The sequence below is a fragment of the Nonomuraea purpurea genome (assembly GCF_042650645.1).
Classification (GTDB): Bacteria; Actinomycetota; Actinomycetes; order Streptosporangiales; family Streptosporangiaceae; genus Nonomuraea; species Nonomuraea purpurea.
On the sequence record NZ_JBHSBI010000030.1, the window covers coordinates 101,073 to 115,786 of the forward strand.

Below are 14,714 nucleotides of genomic sequence, written 5' to 3' on the forward strand. Positions count from 1 at the left end.
CCGCCCTCGTGGATGCCCGCCACGACTGGCACGCCTGTGGTCCGTCCACTATGCCGATGGGGCACATGTACTTCAAGGTTCAGATGTGAAGATTCGCCCCAAATGGCGGTTTGACTCTTTGTCAGCACACCGTTCGTGTAGGTAACGGTGCGCATCTTACGGACAGTGACGACCGCCGGAGGGGTTGGCCCGGCGCGGGTGCCGCGCGCGGAGCCGTCGGCGGACGCCGGTCGGAGGTGGGTATATCGCATTTCAGGAAAAGACTTTCGCGGGATTCAGTGGTGTCAGTGCCCGAACGCCAAAGAATCCGAAAGTGGCTGTCCTATATTCCCGAATCGTCACAAAAATGCTCATAAATCAGGACGTTCCCTAGATAGGATGGGATCTCCGCGCACGTGAGAACTTCTCGCACGGGGGCCTTCGAATGGGGACATTGCGTATCCATTTCACGGCGGACGATCTGGCGCGAACCACCGTGGCCGCGACCCCTGACCCGTTATGGGAGGTGGTGCTCAGCCGGTTCCGGCTCAGGGAGCGAACCCAGCGGCCGACCTTCCGGCCGTGGATGGAGGACATCCGCTCCAGTCCAGAACGGATGTCGCAGATGAAAACCTGCGCGCGGCTGCTGGACGTGCTGGCGCCCCTGGGCCCCTACTGGCCCGACTTCCTCACCCCGAACCAGTCCGAGGACGGCCTCGACAGCGGCCTCGACGCCCTCATGTCCACACCCCGCGGACGGCTCCGCGGCGAACTGGAGCGGCTCGCGTTGCACCGCCGCCTGCCGGGCTGGATCAACAACATCGCCGTCGGTGACGTGCCCACGCTGACCGGCATGGGCACGGCGATGCGCGCCTACCACGAGGTGGCCATCGCGCCGTACCACTCCCTCATCCAGGCGGCCGTCGCCGCCGACCGCGCCCAGCGCGGCCGCGACCTGCTCGAACGCGGCGCGGAGGGGCTGCTGGCCGGCATGAGCACGATCATGCGCTGGAAGCCCCCGGTGCTGGAGGTCTCCTACGACATCGACTCCGAACTGCACCTGCGCGGACGGGGGATCAAGTTCGTGCCGTCGTACTTCTGCCAGCGCACCCCGGTCACGCTGGCCGATCCCGAACTCCCGCCCGTCCTCATCTACCCCATCGAGGAACGGTTCCGCTGGGCGCAGGCGACGGCCGGCGGGCGGGGAATGGAGGCCCTGCTGGGCGGCACCCGCTCGGCCGTACTGCTCACGCTCGCCTCCAGCGCCACCACCACCGAGGTCGCCCGCGCCCTGCAGATCTCGCCCGCCTCCGCCAGCCGGCACACGACGGTGCTGCGGGAGGCGGGGCTGATCGTCACCTGCCGTGACGGCGCGGCCGTGGTCCACACGATCACTCCGTTGGGCACCGCCCTCCTGAACGGCCGTCTCCCGGTGGCGTCGTAACGGCGCCGGCCCTACCCCGACGCCTCCGACCAGCGGGTTTGCGCCAGGGCGAAAATGCTTTGTGCATTCACTCAAAGGCGTGCGGTAATGCCACGGAGGCCGCCGACAGGGGCGGCGGCCTGTTCTGCCAGATCCATCAGTGAGCGTTAGGAAAAACCACATTTCGGGCTACTTCTCGGGGGAGCAGGATGCAATTCAGTGTGCTGGGACCGGTACGGACCGGGGAAGCGCAGGCCGGCGTGCGGGGGCTCGTCGGCCGGGTGACGGAGCAGGAGGGGCTGATCCGCTCGGACCCGCGCGAACGGGTGGAGTCGCTGACGGGCACGGCCCGCGCCGAGCAGCTCGCCGGTTCGGGGGCGGCCGCCCGCGCCACGCGGGCCGAGGCGGCCAGGGCGGCCGTGGCGGCGGACGACGTCCTGCGGGCGGCAAGGGCGATCACCTCCGTCACCCCTGCGATGGTGTGGAGCGACCATGACCACGAGGAGACCGACGAGGAACTGGTCACGCTCATCAGGCACACCCTCGAACGCCTGCCCGCCGACGAGCCCGCCCTGCGCGCCCGCCTGCTCTCGACGCTGGCCGCCGAGAGCGCCGTCACGCTCGACCCGCTGGGCGCGATCGACGCCGCGGAGGAGGCCATCGCGATCGCCCGGCGGCTCGGCGACGACGAGCTGCTGGCGCTCTCGCTGGCCGCCGCGAGCCTGGCCAACCGCAGGCCCGACCGGTTCGGACGGCTCCTGGAGCTCGGACGGGAGCTCGACCGGCTGGGCGCGGGCCGGGGCATGCCGGGCGTGCACGCGCTCGGCCTGCTCGTGCGCTCGGCCTGCCTGTTCGCGCACGGACGCCTGGACAGCGCGATGACGCTGGTCGAGGAGGTGGAGCTGCTGACGCGCACGTACGAGCTGAGCGACGTCGCCGCCCTGCCGCCCCTGGCGAAGATCGGCCGCCGGCTGGCGCAGGGCGACGAGGCCGGGGCCGAGGCCGCGCTGCGCGCCATCGTCGTCGCGCCCGATCTGAGCAGGCGGCCGAGGGCGGCGATGTTCGGCCTGCTCTGCCTGCGGTACGCGCAGGGCAGGTTCGGCGAGGTCGAGGAGCACGCGCGCAGGGCCGGGCGGTCGAACCCCGCCATGGGCCAGGTGCTGATGGCGCACGTGCTGCTGGGCCAGGGGCGCTGGGACGCGGCCGCCGCCCTCCTGCTCGACCCGCCCGAGCCCCGGCTGGACGCGCTGTGGCTGTGCAACAAGGGCATGCGCGCCGACGGCGTCGTGGCGCTCGGGCTGCGCGAGGCAGCGGGGCCGCTCTACGAGGAGCTGCTTCCCTACGCGGAGCGGACGTGCGGCGGAGAGACCGGCATGTTCCCCATCGGCCCCGTCGCGGCCCGGCTCGCCCGGCTGGCCGAACTGCTCGGCCGCCCGTCGGCCGAGCACTGGCGAGGGTCACTGGAGGTCGCGGAGCTGGCCCGCGCCCCCCGATGGATCGCCGAGGCCCACACCGGCCTGGAACGAGCGTGCTGACCGGGCGGCTCGTCAGGAGTCTGAGACGATTTCCACGTAACCCTCAGTGCCGTTGATCCGGATGAGCTGGCCGTCCTTGATGCGCCTGGTCGCGTTCTCGACCCCGACGACCGCGGGCAGGCCGTACTCGCGGGCGACCACGGCCCCGTGCGTCATCACTCCGCCGACCTCCATCACGACACCCTTGACGGAGATGAACAGCGGCGACCAGCTCGGGTCGGTGAAGACGGTGACCAGGATGTCGCCCTCCTCGACGTGGGCGTCCTCCATGTTGAGGATGACCCGCGCGCGCCCCTCGGCGATGCCGGAGGAGACCGCGATGCCGGCCATGGCGCCCTCCGGCAGGGTGCCGGCGTCGTACTCGCCGGAGATGACCTCGCCCTCGGAGGTGATCACGCGCGGTGGCGTGAGGCGCTGGAAGGTCTCGTGGGCCTCCCTGCGCTGGGTGATGATCGAGTAGTCGAGCGCGCCGGTGTTGACGGCCTGCCTGAACTCCTCGAGGGACAGAAAGTACACGTCCTCCGGCGCCCGGATCACGCCCTGCGCGGCCAGCTTGGCCGCCTCAGCCATCAGGGCCTGCTTGTAGATCTCGTACCGCAGCAGCAGCGAGTGCTTGGAGTACTCGCGGTAGCCGATGAAGTGCCGGATCAGGCTCATCTGCTTGGCCGCCTTCTTCGCCTTGCGGCCCCCGGCCTTGCTCCTGACCTGGCCGAGCAGGTTCTGGATGGTCAGCTCGGCCTCCGCGCGGCCCCGTTCGGCCTTGCGGGCGCGCTCTCCCGGCGGGAAGTTCCTGATGTTGGACAGGATGAGCGGGACGAGCTGGGTCGGGTCCTCGCTCCACCGCGTCCTGGTGATGTCGATGTCGCCGCCGCAGTGGCCGCCGTACCTGGCCAGGTAGGCGTGCAGTGCCGCGGCGACCGCGTCACCGCCCTCGACCTGGGCGAGCCCGCTGAAGAACGTCTCGCGCTCGGCCCCCTCCAGGTAGCGGGCGACGGCGGGGTGCGCGCGCACCACGTCGGACACCTCCAGCAGGTCGAGCCCCATCGCGGCCACGACGTTGTGGTCGGCGGACTGGGCGATGGCGTCGGCGGCGTTCTGGATGCCGAGCCAGGCCTTCATGCGCTTGTTGACCCAGTTCACCGACTGGATGCCGAGAAAGGCCGCCGCCACGCTGCGCGGGTCGAAGGTGAGCTCGGCCAGCACGTCGTGGTCGGCGATGATGTACGCGAACAGCTCGTCGCCGCTCTTGCCCACGATGCCCCGCCGCAGCTCCTCGACCGTGGCCTCGGTGTGGGCGATGAGCTCGGGCACGACGTTGGGGTCGTCCTCGCGGGAGAGTTTGAGGTACTGGCGGGCCATCGGCAGGACGCCGCCCTCGCCGAAGTCCAGCATCGAGGTCTTCCCCCGTGCCAGGTCGGCGATGAAGTCCTTCTTCTTCAGCACCTGGCGCAGGGCGTTGGCCATCAGCACGTCGACCTGGCCGAGGCTCTTGAGCGTGGCGACCCTGGCCCAGGAGGAGCTGAGCTCGGCCGACACATCCTTGTAGAAGCGGTCGCCCGCCACGACGCCTGCCGTGCGGCCCAGCTTGTCGTGCAGCAGGGCGAAGAGCGACAGGCCGAGCGGCGCGAACGCGTCGGTCATCATCTGCCGGTGGCCGTAGGAGATGTAGACGTGGTTCTTGCCGTCGTGGGCGGGCGGTACCGGGTAGAGCGTGGTGATGGGGCGGCTCTGCAACACGGAGAAGGTGCCCTCGCACAGACCCCACTCGATGTCCTGAGGGCGCCCGTAGTGGGCCTCGATCCGCCGGCCCAGCCTTTCGAGCAGCAGGATCTGCTCGTCGTCGAGGGTCTGGGCGTGCCTGCGGAGGCCCTCGACGGGCCGCTCCAGGGTGCCGCCGCCGGGTGCGGCGTACAGCTCCATGGTCTGCTCGACGATCTTCTTGTCGATGATCCGCCCGTCCCTGACCCGGTAGTTGTCGGCGTTGACCAGGCCGGACACGAACGCCTCGCCCAGCCCGAAGCCGGCGTCGATGGACAGGACCTTCCTGTTGGAGCTGACCGGGTCGGCGGTGAACATGATGCCCGCCGCCTCGGGGAAGACCATCCGCTGCACGACCACCGACAGCCGTACCGCGTGGTGGTCGAAGCCGTTCTGGATGCGGTAGGCCACCGCGCGGTCGGTGAACAGCGACGCCCAGCACCGCCGGACCCCGTCGATGACCGCCTGCGCCCCCCGCACGTTCAGGTAGGTGTCCTGCTGCCCGGCGAACGAGCTGGACGGCAGGTCCTCGGCGGTGGCGCTGGACCGCACGGCGTACGGCACGTCGTCGTCGCCGAGCCCGGCCAGGTGGGTGGTGATGTCGCGGCGGATCTCCTCGGGCACGGCCAGGGCCTCGATCGCGGCGCGCAGCCGGGCGGCGGCCTCGGCGATGCCGGCCCGGTCGTCGGCGCGCAGCCCGGCCAGGCCGTCGATCAGCGGGCCGACCGCGGGGTCGCGCTCCACCACGGCGAGATACGCCTGCGTGGTCACGCAGAACCCGCCCGGCACGTCGACCCCCTCGATCGACGACAGTTCGCCCAGGTTGGCGCCCTTCCCGCCGACGAGGGCGATCCGGGTCTTGTCGATGTCGTGGAAACCGAGTACGTACGCACTCATGGCTGAATCCCGTCTGTGTCGTGACTGACCTGCACGTCTTCGACCGAGGGCCGGTCCTGCGGACGTAGCGCGGTGTGCGGGGCGGGGGGTTCCGTGTCCCGTCCACTTACAATACAGTACAGCTCTGAATCGAAATAGGGGTTTCAATACAGACTTGTACTGTATTGTAAGCCTCATGACAGATCCCACGCCCGCGGCGGCGTCCTTCCCCCTCGACCGCCCCAACCCGTTCGACCCCTCGGTCGAGCTGGGCCGCCTGCGAGAGGAAGAGCCGGTCAGCCGCCTGGCCTACCCCGACGGGCACGTCGGGTGGCTGGTGACCAGCCACAGCCTGATCCGCGCCGTCCTGGCCGACGAGCGCTTCAGCTCCAGGGCCGAGATCAAGCACACCCCGGTCGCACGCGCGAGCATGTCGGACGAGCCGCGTCCCGCGCCGCCGGGGTTCTTCGTCGCCAACGACCCGCCCGAGCACACCCGCTACCGGCACCTGCTCACCGGCCAGTTCACGGTCCGGCGCATGCGCGAACTGACCCCGCTCATCCAGCAGTTCACGCACACGTGTCTGGAGGAGATGGCCTGGCAGGGGCCGCCGATGGACCTGGTGCAGGCGTTCGCGCTGCCGCTGCCCTCGCTGGTGATCTGCGAGCTGCTCGGCGTCCCGTACGAGGACCGCGCGGAGTTCCAGCGGCACTCGGCGTCGCTGGCGCGGGTGGGGGCCTCCCACGAGGAGACCGTCGCCGCCTACACGGCGCTGACCTCGTTCATGCGCGAGCTCGTGCTGGCCAAGCGCGCCCGCCCCGCCGACGACCTGATCAGCGGCCTGACCGGCAGCGACCTCACCGACGAGGAGCTGACCAACATCGGGTTCATGCTGCTCGGCGCCGGCCACGAGACCACCGCGAACATGATCGCCCTGGGTACCTTCGCGCTGCTGAGCAACCCCGACCAGATCGCGGTGATGCGCAAGGAGCCGGAGCGGGCGGTCGAGGAACTGCTGCGGTACCTGAGCGTCGTGCCGTTCACCGTGCGGACCGCGCTGGAGGACGTCGAACTGGCGGGGCGGCACATCAAGGCCGGCGAGTCCGTCACCGTCTCGATCGCGGCGGGCAACCGCGACCCGGAGCGGTTCGCCGACCCGGACACCCTCGACCTGCTGCGCTCGGCCAGCAGTCAGATCGCCTTCGGCCACGGCATCCACCAGTGCCTCGGCCAGCAGCTGGCCCGCATCGAGATGCAGATCGCCTATCCCGCGCTGTTCGACAGGTTCCCCTCGCTGCGCCTGGACGTCCCGTCGGAGGAGGTGCCCCTGCGCGCCGACATGCTCATCCACGGCGTGCACCGGCTCCCGGTGACGTGGGACATCTAGTACCGACATGACAGGAGATTTCATGGAAGTGACCGTCGACCAGGTCAAGTGCGTCGGCGCCGGGCAGTGCGTGCTCGTCGCGCCCGAGGTGTTCGACCAGCGCGAGGAGGACGGACTCGTCACCCTGCTCGATCCGGCGCCGGGCGACCACCTGCGCGCGGCCGTCGACGAAGCCGCCGCGCTCTGCCCGGCCGCGGCCATCCGCCTGGAAGGGCCGCGGTGAGCACGCAGGTGCTCGTCGTCGGCGCCTCGGTCGGCGGCCTCACGGTGGCCGAGGCGCTGCGCCGCAAGGGGCACGCCGGGCCGATCACGCTGGTGGGCGCCGAGCCGCACCCGCCCTACGACCGGCCGCCGCTGTCGAAGGAGATCCTGGCCGGCGACTGGCCGGACGAGCGCGCCTTCCTGCGGGACCGGGCGCAGCTCGACGCGCTCGGAGCGGAGTTCGTCCTCGGCCGCCGCGCCGAACGGCTCGACGCCGAGGCGCGCAAGATCGAACTCGACGACGGGCGCACGCTGTCCTACGACACGCTCGTGATAGCCACCGGGCTGGTCCCGCGGCGGCTGTCGTTCCAGGGCGGCCTCGGCGGCGTGCACACCCTGCGCACCCTCGACCAGGCGCGCGCCCTGCGCGCGCACCTGCTGACCGCGCTGAACGTCGCGGTCATCGGAGCCGGCGTGCTCGGCTGCGAGATCGCCGCCACCGCGCGCGAGCTCGGCCTGTCCGTCACGCTCGTCGACCCCGTCCCCGTGGTCATGGCCCGCCAACTCGGCGACGAACTCGGCGCCCTGGTGGCCGCGCTGCACGTGCGGCACGGGGTCCAGGTGCGCACCGGCGTGGGCGTCGCGGGGCTCGCCGGCGACGGCGGGCACGTCAGCGGTGTCGAGCTGACCGACGGCAGCCGGGTGCCCGCCGACCTGGTGGTCGTCGCCACCGGATCGACGCCCGCCACCGGCTGGCTGGCGGGCAGCGGGCTCTCGATCGAGGACGGCGTCGTGTGCGACTCCCGCTGCCGCGCGGCGCCGGGCGTCTACGCCGTGGGCGACGTGGCCCGCTGGCACCACGAGAGGCTCGGCGGGAGTGTGCGGCTGGAGAACCGGACGAACGTCGTCCAGCAGGCGCTCGCCGTGGCCGACGCCATCATGGGCGCCGACGCGCTTTACACGCCGATCCCGTACTTCTGGACCGACCAGTACGACGTCAAGCTCCAGATCCACGGCACGATCCCGCCCGGCGCGCGCCTGCGCCCCGTGGACGGCGAGCCCGGCCAGGCCCGCTTCGCCGCCCTCGCGGAGGTGGACGGCCTCGCCGTGGCGGCCATCGGCTGGAACCATCCCCGCGGCGTCATGGCGGCCCGGCGACGCCTCGCCCCGCAGTCATGACCGAGCTTGTCGAGGGCATCGATAGGCCGACGAAGGAGGCCTCATGACGGCCGCCGCGCCGCGGCCCCGCGGGCGTCCGCGCAGTCAGGAGGTGGACCAGGCGATCCTCGCCGCCGCGCACGACCTGCTGATCGAGCACGGGGCCGGCGTGACCAGCATCGAGAAGGTCGCCCAGCGGGCCGGGGTCACCAGGGCCACCGTGTACCGCAGGTTCCCCGACAAGACCGCCATGCTGATCCAGGCCATCGAGTCGGTGCACCGGGATCACGAGCCGGGCGCGCTGGACTGGCCCGACGTCGGCCGCATGCTCGACGACTGGGCGGCCTACCTCGGCGACCCGGCCAACCGCCGCATGCTGCGCCGCCTCTACGGCTCGGTGGACGACTATCCCGAGCTGCTGCGGACGTACAGGAACTCCCACGGTGGCCGTCGCGCGGCGGCCGAGCGCGCCGCGCTGCGCCGGTCCAAGGAACTCGGGGAGCTTCCGGCGGACCGGGACCTGGTGGTGCTGCAGGAGCTGCTCAACGGTTCCGTCCTGTACCACCTGGGCGCCTACCCCGACACCGAGGCCGTCGAGGCCGTCAGGGCCTATCTGGCCGCCGTGCTCAGAGAGGTCGGGTATGCGCCCCTGGTGCCTTGATCGCGTCGGCAGGCGGGTTCAGGCGGGGAGGACGGCGAGCCAACCGGTGAGACGGTCCATGTTCCGGTAGCGGTTGAGCCCTCCGCTCATGCCGGTCCGCTCGAACTCCTCGGCATAGACGTCGAGTTCGTCCTCGCCGAGCCAGGCGGGCGACAAGCCGGAGGGAAACCGGTCGCGCATCGTCCCGCCGCGGCCCACGAACAGCGGGTTCGGAGCGCCGGGCGCCGGCATGGTGTCGGCGGACAGAGCGGCGTACAAGCCCGCCAGCCAGCCCCGGACGTCCGGTTCGATCTCCGCCTCGGCCCTGCCGGGCCGCTGGAAGTAGGAGACTTGACGTGCTCCTCGCCCCTGAAGAGGCGAGGATTCCCGTGCTGCTTACGCAGCAGTTCATGCCGCGAAGCAGCACGAGCTGTGGAACAGGATGCTTGACGCTTCACCGACCCGCCCACCGGCAAGTCTCCACGTCCTGTCACCGCCCGTCCGGCGGCCTCGTTGTACCGATGAATCCAGGAAGTGATCTCACGGCCGGCTTGGTTGTCGCTTGCCAGTTCGATCACGGAAACCTTACCGTACGTGGTTGAGACATCGCAAGCAGTTCCGGTCACTGCACGCTCGCGCCCTGGAGGGCACTCACGCGCGGGCCTACACCATCCCGCCTGAAGGCGGGAGCACTGGCCCACATCTCGGTAGAACTCCTCGTCCCCGCCCATCCGCGCGAAGCCCTCGCTGGGCCGCGGCCCACCGGGCGGCGTGTAGGGAACGCTCAGCAGTCCGACCGCGCGGAAGACGTCCGGCCGGCCGGGGTGGAAACCAGCCGGTGTGTGACATCCATGGTGTGGGGAGGCATTCTATTCTCCGCGTCTGTTGGTACGTCGCAGCGGCCACTGGCCGGTGCGGGGGATCGCGGGCCGTAGGACGCAGGCGGCAATCATGCCGGTGCGGTGGAGGCGTCCGCAAAACGCTGTTGCCGTTCCGGCAAAGCCTGCTCCGGCTGGGACGCTTCCCCGACACGGCCGTGAAGGCGAATGGGGCTTGCGCCGAACTACTCATGTCCTGACGTAAGCCCTCAAAGGATCTGCCGTATGACGGCTCCACCCCAAGACTCGGCGCCCGCCGTCGAGATGAGCGACGCCTCGTTGATCGAGCAGTCGCGACGTCACCCCGAACGGTTCGGCGCCCTGTTCGACCGCTACTTCGATGACATCCACCGCTACGTGCGCCTGCGCCTCGACGAGTCGATCGCCGACGACCTGGCCGCCGAGACGTTCCTGCGGGCCTTTCGCGCCCGCGAACGGTACGACACCGCCCGTCCCAGCGCCCGCGCCTGGCTGTACGGGATCGCCTCCAACCTGGTCGCCGACCACACGCGTACCGAGGCACGCCGCTACCGGGCTCTGGCCAGGAGCGAGCCGCCGGCGCACGAGCCCGCCCACGACGACCGGGTCGCGCAGCGGGTGTCGGCGGCCGTCATGCAGCCGCGCCTGGCCGCTGGGCTGGCGCGGCTGTCGCCGGGTGACCGCGACGTCCTGCTGCTGGTCGCCTGCGCCCAGCTCAGCTACGAGGAGGTCGCCGACGCCCTCGGCATCCCCGAGGGGACGGTCGGCTCCCGGCTCAGCCGGGCGCGCAGGAAGCTCCGCAAGCACATCGGCCCGTACGGGGAGGCACTGTGATCGACGAACTCGACCTGCTCAAGTCCCACTATGACGACCTGCCCGGGCCTTCCTCCGAGGCCGTCGCCCGTGCCAGGAGCCTGCTGGCAGTCGAGGCGGCGGGCACGCCCGCCGAGCCCTCCCGCCACGCGTTCCGGTCGGGCGACTCCGGCCGGGGGCGGCCGCTGCGCATGGGCGGGGCACCGCGTGGCCGGTTCGCGCTCAGGGGGGCCGTCGTGGTCGGCTTGGCAGCCGCGATGACGGCCGGAGTGATCACCCTGTGGGGCGGAGCGGGGGGCGTTCCGCCGGCGAGCGCCGCCGAGTTGCTCAGGAACGCCGCCGCCGCCTCGGCCGCGACCTCCGCGCCGGGGCCTGGCCAGTTCACCTACGTCGACCGCCTCGACCGCGACTGGGCTTTGGGCATCAAGCCCGGCGGCGTCTACCAGGAGCATTCCCAGGAGGTCCGCCGCGAGGTGTGGATCCCCGCGGACGACCCCGGCAGGGCGCTGGCGCGCTCGACGTTCGGCGCGTCCGTCCCGGACGTCGACGACCCGAGCTCCGCCAGGGAAGAGGGGACGGTGGAGTATCAGCGCGCCGGGCAGTGCCATATGGACGTCCTGCGCCTCCCCGCCCGGGACGTCGCGAGCCTGCCGACCGACCCCGACCAGCTGCTGGCCCAGGTCCGCCGGGAAGCGGACGTGCTCATCAGGTCGGACAAATCGGATCAGTCGACCGAGGACATGACCGTGCGCATGGTCGAACGGACCACCATCACGAAGTTGTTCCAGCTGGCGGAGACGCCGCTGGCCGGGGCCAGGACGCGCGCGACCGTGTTCGAGGCCCTGTCGAGGCTGCCCAGGACGACCGTGGTCTCCGACCGCACCGACCTGGCGGGCCGGCCCGGCGTGGGCGTCTCGATCCCGTATCAGGGGCCCGACGGCTGGGAGCGGCAGGAGCTGATCTTCGATCCGAAGACGTACGCGTTCCTGGGCTGGAACATGTGGGTCCCGTTCAAGCAGCCCGGCGGGCAGGCGAAGGAGACCATGATCGGTGGCACGGCCGTCCTGGACATCAAGGTCGTCGACACCATGCCCGAGGTCCCGAAGGACGCCAAGGCGCCCATGCTCTGCTGACCGTGCCGTCAGGAACCGGAGGCCGGCGGGGGCCAGACCTTCGCGGAAGGGACGGGGACGTCTGCCTCCGGGACCGGCCAGGTCTGCGCGGAAGGGACGGGGACGTCTGCCTTCGGGACCGGCCAGGTCTGCGCGGAAGGGACGGGGACGTCTGCCTTCGGGACCGGCCGGGTCCGCGCGGATCTGCCTTCGGGGCCGTCACGGCTCGGCTCGGCCGGTGGACCAGGCCCAGGCGGCGACGCCGACGCGGTTCCTGGCGCCGATCTTGCGCTGGACGGCCGCGATGTGGTTCTTGACCGTGCCGGGCGCGAGGAACAGCTCCGCGGCGATCTCGGCGTTCGTCCTGCCCTGCGCCACCATCGCCACGACCTCGTCCTCGCGCTCGGTCAGGACGACGTCCTGGCTCTCGCGCGGCAGGCCGCGTCCGCGCAGCAGTCGCACGGTGAGCTGGGGGCTGATGAGCATGTCGCCGCTCATCGCGGCCCTGACGGCCTCGACGAGCAGCGTGGGCCCCGAGCGTTTGAGTACGAAGCCGGAGGCGCCGTGCCGCAGCGCCGCGTGCACGTACTCGTCCAGCCCGAACGTGGTGACGATCACGACGTGGATGCCGGTGCCGGCCAGCACGCGGGCCACCTCGATGCCGTCGGCCCCCGGCATGCGGATGTCGGCGAGCACGACGTCGGGGCGGACCGCCATGGCGGTGTCGATCGCGGCCCTGCCGTCGGCGGCCTCCGCCACGACGGTCATGTCGGGCTGGGCGTCGAGGATCAGCCGGAAGGCGCTCCTGATGCCCTCCTGGTCGTCGGCGACGAGGATGCGGGTGGACACTCCGCCGATTGTGCCAGGGGCAGGCGGGCGGTCAGCGACCACCCGTCCCGTACGGTCTCCGTCACCAGGGCGCCGCCCTGCTCCCGGACGAGTGCGGCCAGCCCCGCCAGCCCGGAGCCGCCGCGTCGCGGGCCGCGTGTCCTCGTCACGCCGTCGTTGACCATCGTGATCTCCAGCCCGCCTGACCCGGCGCCGACGGCGAGGTCCACCCGGGTGGCCTCGGGGGCGTGCCTGCGCACGTTGGTCAGCCCCTCGACCACGATCCGGTACGCCAGCGCGCCGACCTCCGCGGGCACCTCGACCGGATCCATCCGCAGGTGGACCTGGGCCGCGCCCGCGGCGGAGAAACGCTCGGCGGCGGCGCGGACGCCGTCCAGGTCGCCCGCCGGGCTGCGGGGGCGGTCGTGGTGCAGCATGTCCAGGGTGCGGTCCAGCATCGACATGGCGCGCTGGCCGGCCGCCTCGACGCGTTCGAGCGCCCGCAGCGGATCGCCCGTGACCGTGCCCGCCTGGGCGTGCGCGATCATCTCGCTGATGTCGTGGGCGACGAAGTCGTGCAGGTCCCCGGCGAGGCGCAGCCGCAGGGCGGTACGGGCGTCGGCCACCGCGCGGGCCTGCCGCGCCTCGACGTGGCGCAGATGGCCGCCGACCGCGACGGCCAGCAGCGCGCCCAGCCCCCAGAACGCGCACACGCCGACGCCTTCCAGCACCGACGCCGGCTCGAACGAGCGCAGCAGCCACACGGACGCGGCCAGGCCCGCCGCCGGAGCGGCCGTAGCGGCCCGTGACGGCGGCGCGTACCGGACGACCAGGCCGGCCAGCGCCATCAGCGCCAGGCTCTCGACCAGCCCCGACACGTCGGCGCCCGGCACGGGCTCGATCACCCCGAGGGCGCGGGCAGGCGTGACGGCCAGGGAGAGCACGGCGGCCGCCCAGGCCGACGCGGGCAGCCACGGCCGGCGCGACAACCCCGCCGCCACCGCCACGACGGCAACCAGCGCCGGCGCGAAAGCCGCGACCCACATCACGCTCACCGCATCGAGGATACGCGCGCCACGAAGATCCCGAACGGCACGTTCCGCAGTGCTGAAGGGACAATGTTCTGCGTGGCGGTGGGTGCCGAATGGCATGTTTTGTGGTGGCGGTGGGTGCCGATCGGCATCTCGTCCAGGACCCTCCCCGGCCGCGACGCTTGTGCCATGAGAACCCTTGCTTCCCGCGCGGCGGCCGTGTGGGCGCTGCTCTACGGCGGGCTCGGCGCGGCCTGGGCGCTGGGCCTGCCCGGCTACCCGTGGGGCGCCTCCGACCCCGACCCGGACGGGGCGCTGTCCGTCCTCAGCGCTACGACGCCGCGCTTCGGCTGGTGGATCGCCGCCTTCGCGCTGCTCACCTTGGTGACGGCGCTGACCCACCGGGCGTCATTGTTCGTGGCTTGGCCGATCGCCGTGGTCCTGGTCCTGGTGATCCCCGACTCCCGGCTCATGATGGGCGTCGCCTACACGCCCCTGTTGCTGGTCGCGCCGGTCTTCGGCTGGGGGCTGGGCGGGGCGACGTTCGCCGACGCCTGGCCGTGGCCCGTGCTCAACCAGCTCTTGTGCGTGCTCGGCGGGTTGCTGCTGGCCGCCTCGGCCCTGGGCGGGGGCCGGTCCCAGGTGTTCACCCCCACGCTGGGACGCCGGGCCGCGTACGTGGCGGCCGTGGTGCCGCTGGTGTACTGCCTGACCCGGTGGGCCTGGGCGCTGGGCATCCCGTTGGGGGTGAGCCAGGAGTTCCTCGCCGAGGGCGAGGGCGGGCTGTGGCTGTTCGGGGCGTACCTGGCGACGTTCGGCGCGCTCGGCGGCGTGCTCACGCTCGGGCTGACCCAGCGGTGGGGTGAGATCTTCCCCCGCTGGATCCCGGGGCTGCGCGGCCGGCGGGTGCCGCCGTTGCTGGCGGTCATCCCCGCCGGGTTCGTCGCGATCATCATCACCGTGGCGGGGCTGACCTACATCCGCTGGACGATCGCCGGCCGCTTCGCCCTGGACGAGTGGGGGGCCTGGCTCCCCGAGTGCTTCTGGCCGATCTGGGGTGCCGCGCTGGCCACCGCCACCGTCTCCTACTACCTGCGCCGCGTTCGTAGCTGAAGT

At 71.7% G+C, this 14,714-nt stretch carries 13 protein-coding genes; 9 read left to right on the top strand and 4 right to left on the bottom strand.

All coding sequences use genetic code 11. The annotated features are described in order from the left end of the window. Nucleotides 1-433: 433 nt before the first annotated feature. The gene (locus ACFOY2_RS41945) at nucleotides 434-1,423 is read left to right on the top strand and encodes an ArsR/SmtB family transcription factor (protein ID WP_379533701.1); all 990 of its coding nucleotides are present in this window, start codon (nucleotides 434-436) and stop codon (nucleotides 1,421-1,423) included. A gap of 188 nt (nucleotides 1,424-1,611) precedes the next feature. Then, nucleotides 1,612-2,937 carry a hypothetical protein gene (locus ACFOY2_RS41950; protein ID WP_379533702.1) on the top strand — a complete coding sequence of 442 codons (1,326 nt, stop codon included), beginning with the start codon at nucleotides 1,612-1,614 and terminating at the stop codon, nucleotides 2,935-2,937. A 12-nt stretch (nucleotides 2,938-2,949) separates the two neighbouring features. On the opposite strand, the gene rph is transcribed toward ACFOY2_RS41950, so the two are convergent. After that, nucleotides 2,950-5,592 carry a rifamycin-inactivating phosphotransferase gene (rph, locus tag ACFOY2_RS41955; protein WP_379533703.1) on the bottom strand — a complete coding sequence of 881 codons (2,643 nt, stop codon included), beginning with the start codon at nucleotides 5,590-5,592 and terminating at the stop codon, nucleotides 2,950-2,952. 175 nt (nucleotides 5,593-5,767) lie between these two features. On the opposite strand from rph, the gene ACFOY2_RS41960 reads away from it, so the two are divergent. The 4 genes from ACFOY2_RS41960 to ACFOY2_RS41975 are packed head-to-tail and all read left to right on the top strand — an operon-like array spanning nucleotide 5,768 to nucleotide 8,978. Continuing rightward, complete coding sequence (locus tag ACFOY2_RS41960) at nucleotides 5,768-6,958, top strand: cytochrome P450 (RefSeq protein WP_379533704.1); 1,191 nt, start codon at nucleotides 5,768-5,770, stop codon at nucleotides 6,956-6,958. Between the two features lie 7 nt (nucleotides 6,959-6,965). Beyond that, nucleotides 6,966-7,181 carry a ferredoxin gene (locus ACFOY2_RS41965; protein WP_379533705.1) on the top strand — a complete coding sequence of 72 codons (216 nt, stop codon included), beginning with the start codon at nucleotides 6,966-6,968 and terminating at the stop codon, nucleotides 7,179-7,181. Further along, on the top strand, nucleotides 7,178-8,338 hold the full coding sequence (locus ACFOY2_RS41970; protein ID WP_379533706.1) for an NAD(P)/FAD-dependent oxidoreductase: 1,161 nt from the start codon (nucleotides 7,178-7,180) through the stop codon (nucleotides 8,336-8,338). Before ACFOY2_RS41965 ends, ACFOY2_RS41970 begins: the two co-directional genes overlap by 4 nt. 43 nt (nucleotides 8,339-8,381) lie before the next feature. Next, nucleotides 8,382-8,978, top strand: a complete 597-nt coding sequence (locus ACFOY2_RS41975; protein ID WP_379533707.1) for a TetR/AcrR family transcriptional regulator — start codon at nucleotides 8,382-8,384, stop codon at nucleotides 8,976-8,978. Between the two features lie 18 nt (nucleotides 8,979-8,996). On the opposite strand, the gene ACFOY2_RS41980 is transcribed toward ACFOY2_RS41975, so the two are convergent. Further along, on the bottom strand, nucleotides 8,997-9,236 hold the full coding sequence (locus ACFOY2_RS41980) for a hypothetical protein (protein ID WP_379533708.1): 240 nt from the start codon (nucleotides 9,234-9,236) through the stop codon (nucleotides 8,997-8,999). An 824-nt stretch (nucleotides 9,237-10,060) separates the two neighbouring features. On the opposite strand from ACFOY2_RS41980, the gene ACFOY2_RS41985 reads away from it, so the two are divergent. Together ACFOY2_RS41985 and ACFOY2_RS41990 are read left to right on the top strand one after the other, a co-directional pair. Continuing rightward, nucleotides 10,061-10,648: an RNA polymerase sigma factor gene (locus ACFOY2_RS41985; protein ID WP_379533709.1), complete on the top strand. Its 588-nt coding sequence runs from the start codon at nucleotides 10,061-10,063 to the stop codon at nucleotides 10,646-10,648. Beyond that, entirely contained in the window at nucleotides 10,645-11,760 is a 1,116-nt protein-coding gene (locus ACFOY2_RS41990; protein WP_379533710.1) for a CU044_5270 family protein, read from the top strand. The genes ACFOY2_RS41985 and ACFOY2_RS41990 overlap by 4 nt, the downstream gene beginning before the upstream one ends. 198 nt (nucleotides 11,761-11,958) lie before the next feature. Here the strand turns inward: ACFOY2_RS41990 and ACFOY2_RS41995 are convergent, their stop codons facing one another. Then, nucleotides 11,959-12,588: a response regulator gene (locus ACFOY2_RS41995; protein ID WP_379533711.1), complete on the bottom strand. Its 630-nt coding sequence runs from the start codon at nucleotides 12,586-12,588 to the stop codon at nucleotides 11,959-11,961. Then, nucleotides 12,528-13,622 carry a sensor histidine kinase gene (locus ACFOY2_RS42000; protein WP_379533712.1) on the bottom strand — a complete coding sequence of 365 codons (1,095 nt, stop codon included), beginning with the start codon at nucleotides 13,620-13,622 and terminating at the stop codon, nucleotides 12,528-12,530. The genes ACFOY2_RS41995 and ACFOY2_RS42000 overlap by 61 nt, the downstream gene beginning before the upstream one ends. 165 nt (nucleotides 13,623-13,787) lie before the next feature. Here ACFOY2_RS42000 and ACFOY2_RS42005 point away from each other — a divergent pair, with 165 nt between their 5' ends. Continuing rightward, nucleotides 13,788-14,711 carry a hypothetical protein gene (locus tag ACFOY2_RS42005; protein ID WP_379533713.1) on the top strand — a complete coding sequence of 308 codons (924 nt, stop codon included), beginning with the start codon at nucleotides 13,788-13,790 and terminating at the stop codon, nucleotides 14,709-14,711. Nucleotides 14,712-14,714 lie beyond the last annotated feature (3 nt).

Excerpts from the sequence above, each read along its gene's own strand:
- ACFOY2_RS41950 (WP_379533702.1), top strand. The coding sequence starts at position 1,612 with ATGCAATTCAGTGTGCTGGGACCGGTACGGACCGGGGAAGCGCAGGCC.
- rph (WP_379533703.1), bottom strand. The coding sequence starts at position 5,592 with ATGAGTGCGTACGTACTCGGTTTCCACGACATCGACAAGACCCGGATC.
- ACFOY2_RS41960 (WP_379533704.1), top strand. The coding sequence starts at position 5,768 with ATGACAGATCCCACGCCCGCGGCGGCGTCCTTCCCCCTCGACCGCCCC.
- ACFOY2_RS41965 (WP_379533705.1), top strand. The coding sequence starts at position 6,966 with ATGACAGGAGATTTCATGGAAGTGACCGTCGACCAGGTCAAGTGCGTC.
- ACFOY2_RS41975 (WP_379533707.1), top strand. The coding sequence starts at position 8,382 with ATGACGGCCGCCGCGCCGCGGCCCCGCGGGCGTCCGCGCAGTCAGGAG.
- ACFOY2_RS41985 (WP_379533709.1), top strand. The coding sequence starts at position 10,061 with ATGACGGCTCCACCCCAAGACTCGGCGCCCGCCGTCGAGATGAGCGAC.
- ACFOY2_RS42005 (WP_379533713.1), top strand. The coding sequence starts at position 13,788 with ATGAGAACCCTTGCTTCCCGCGCGGCGGCCGTGTGGGCGCTGCTCTAC.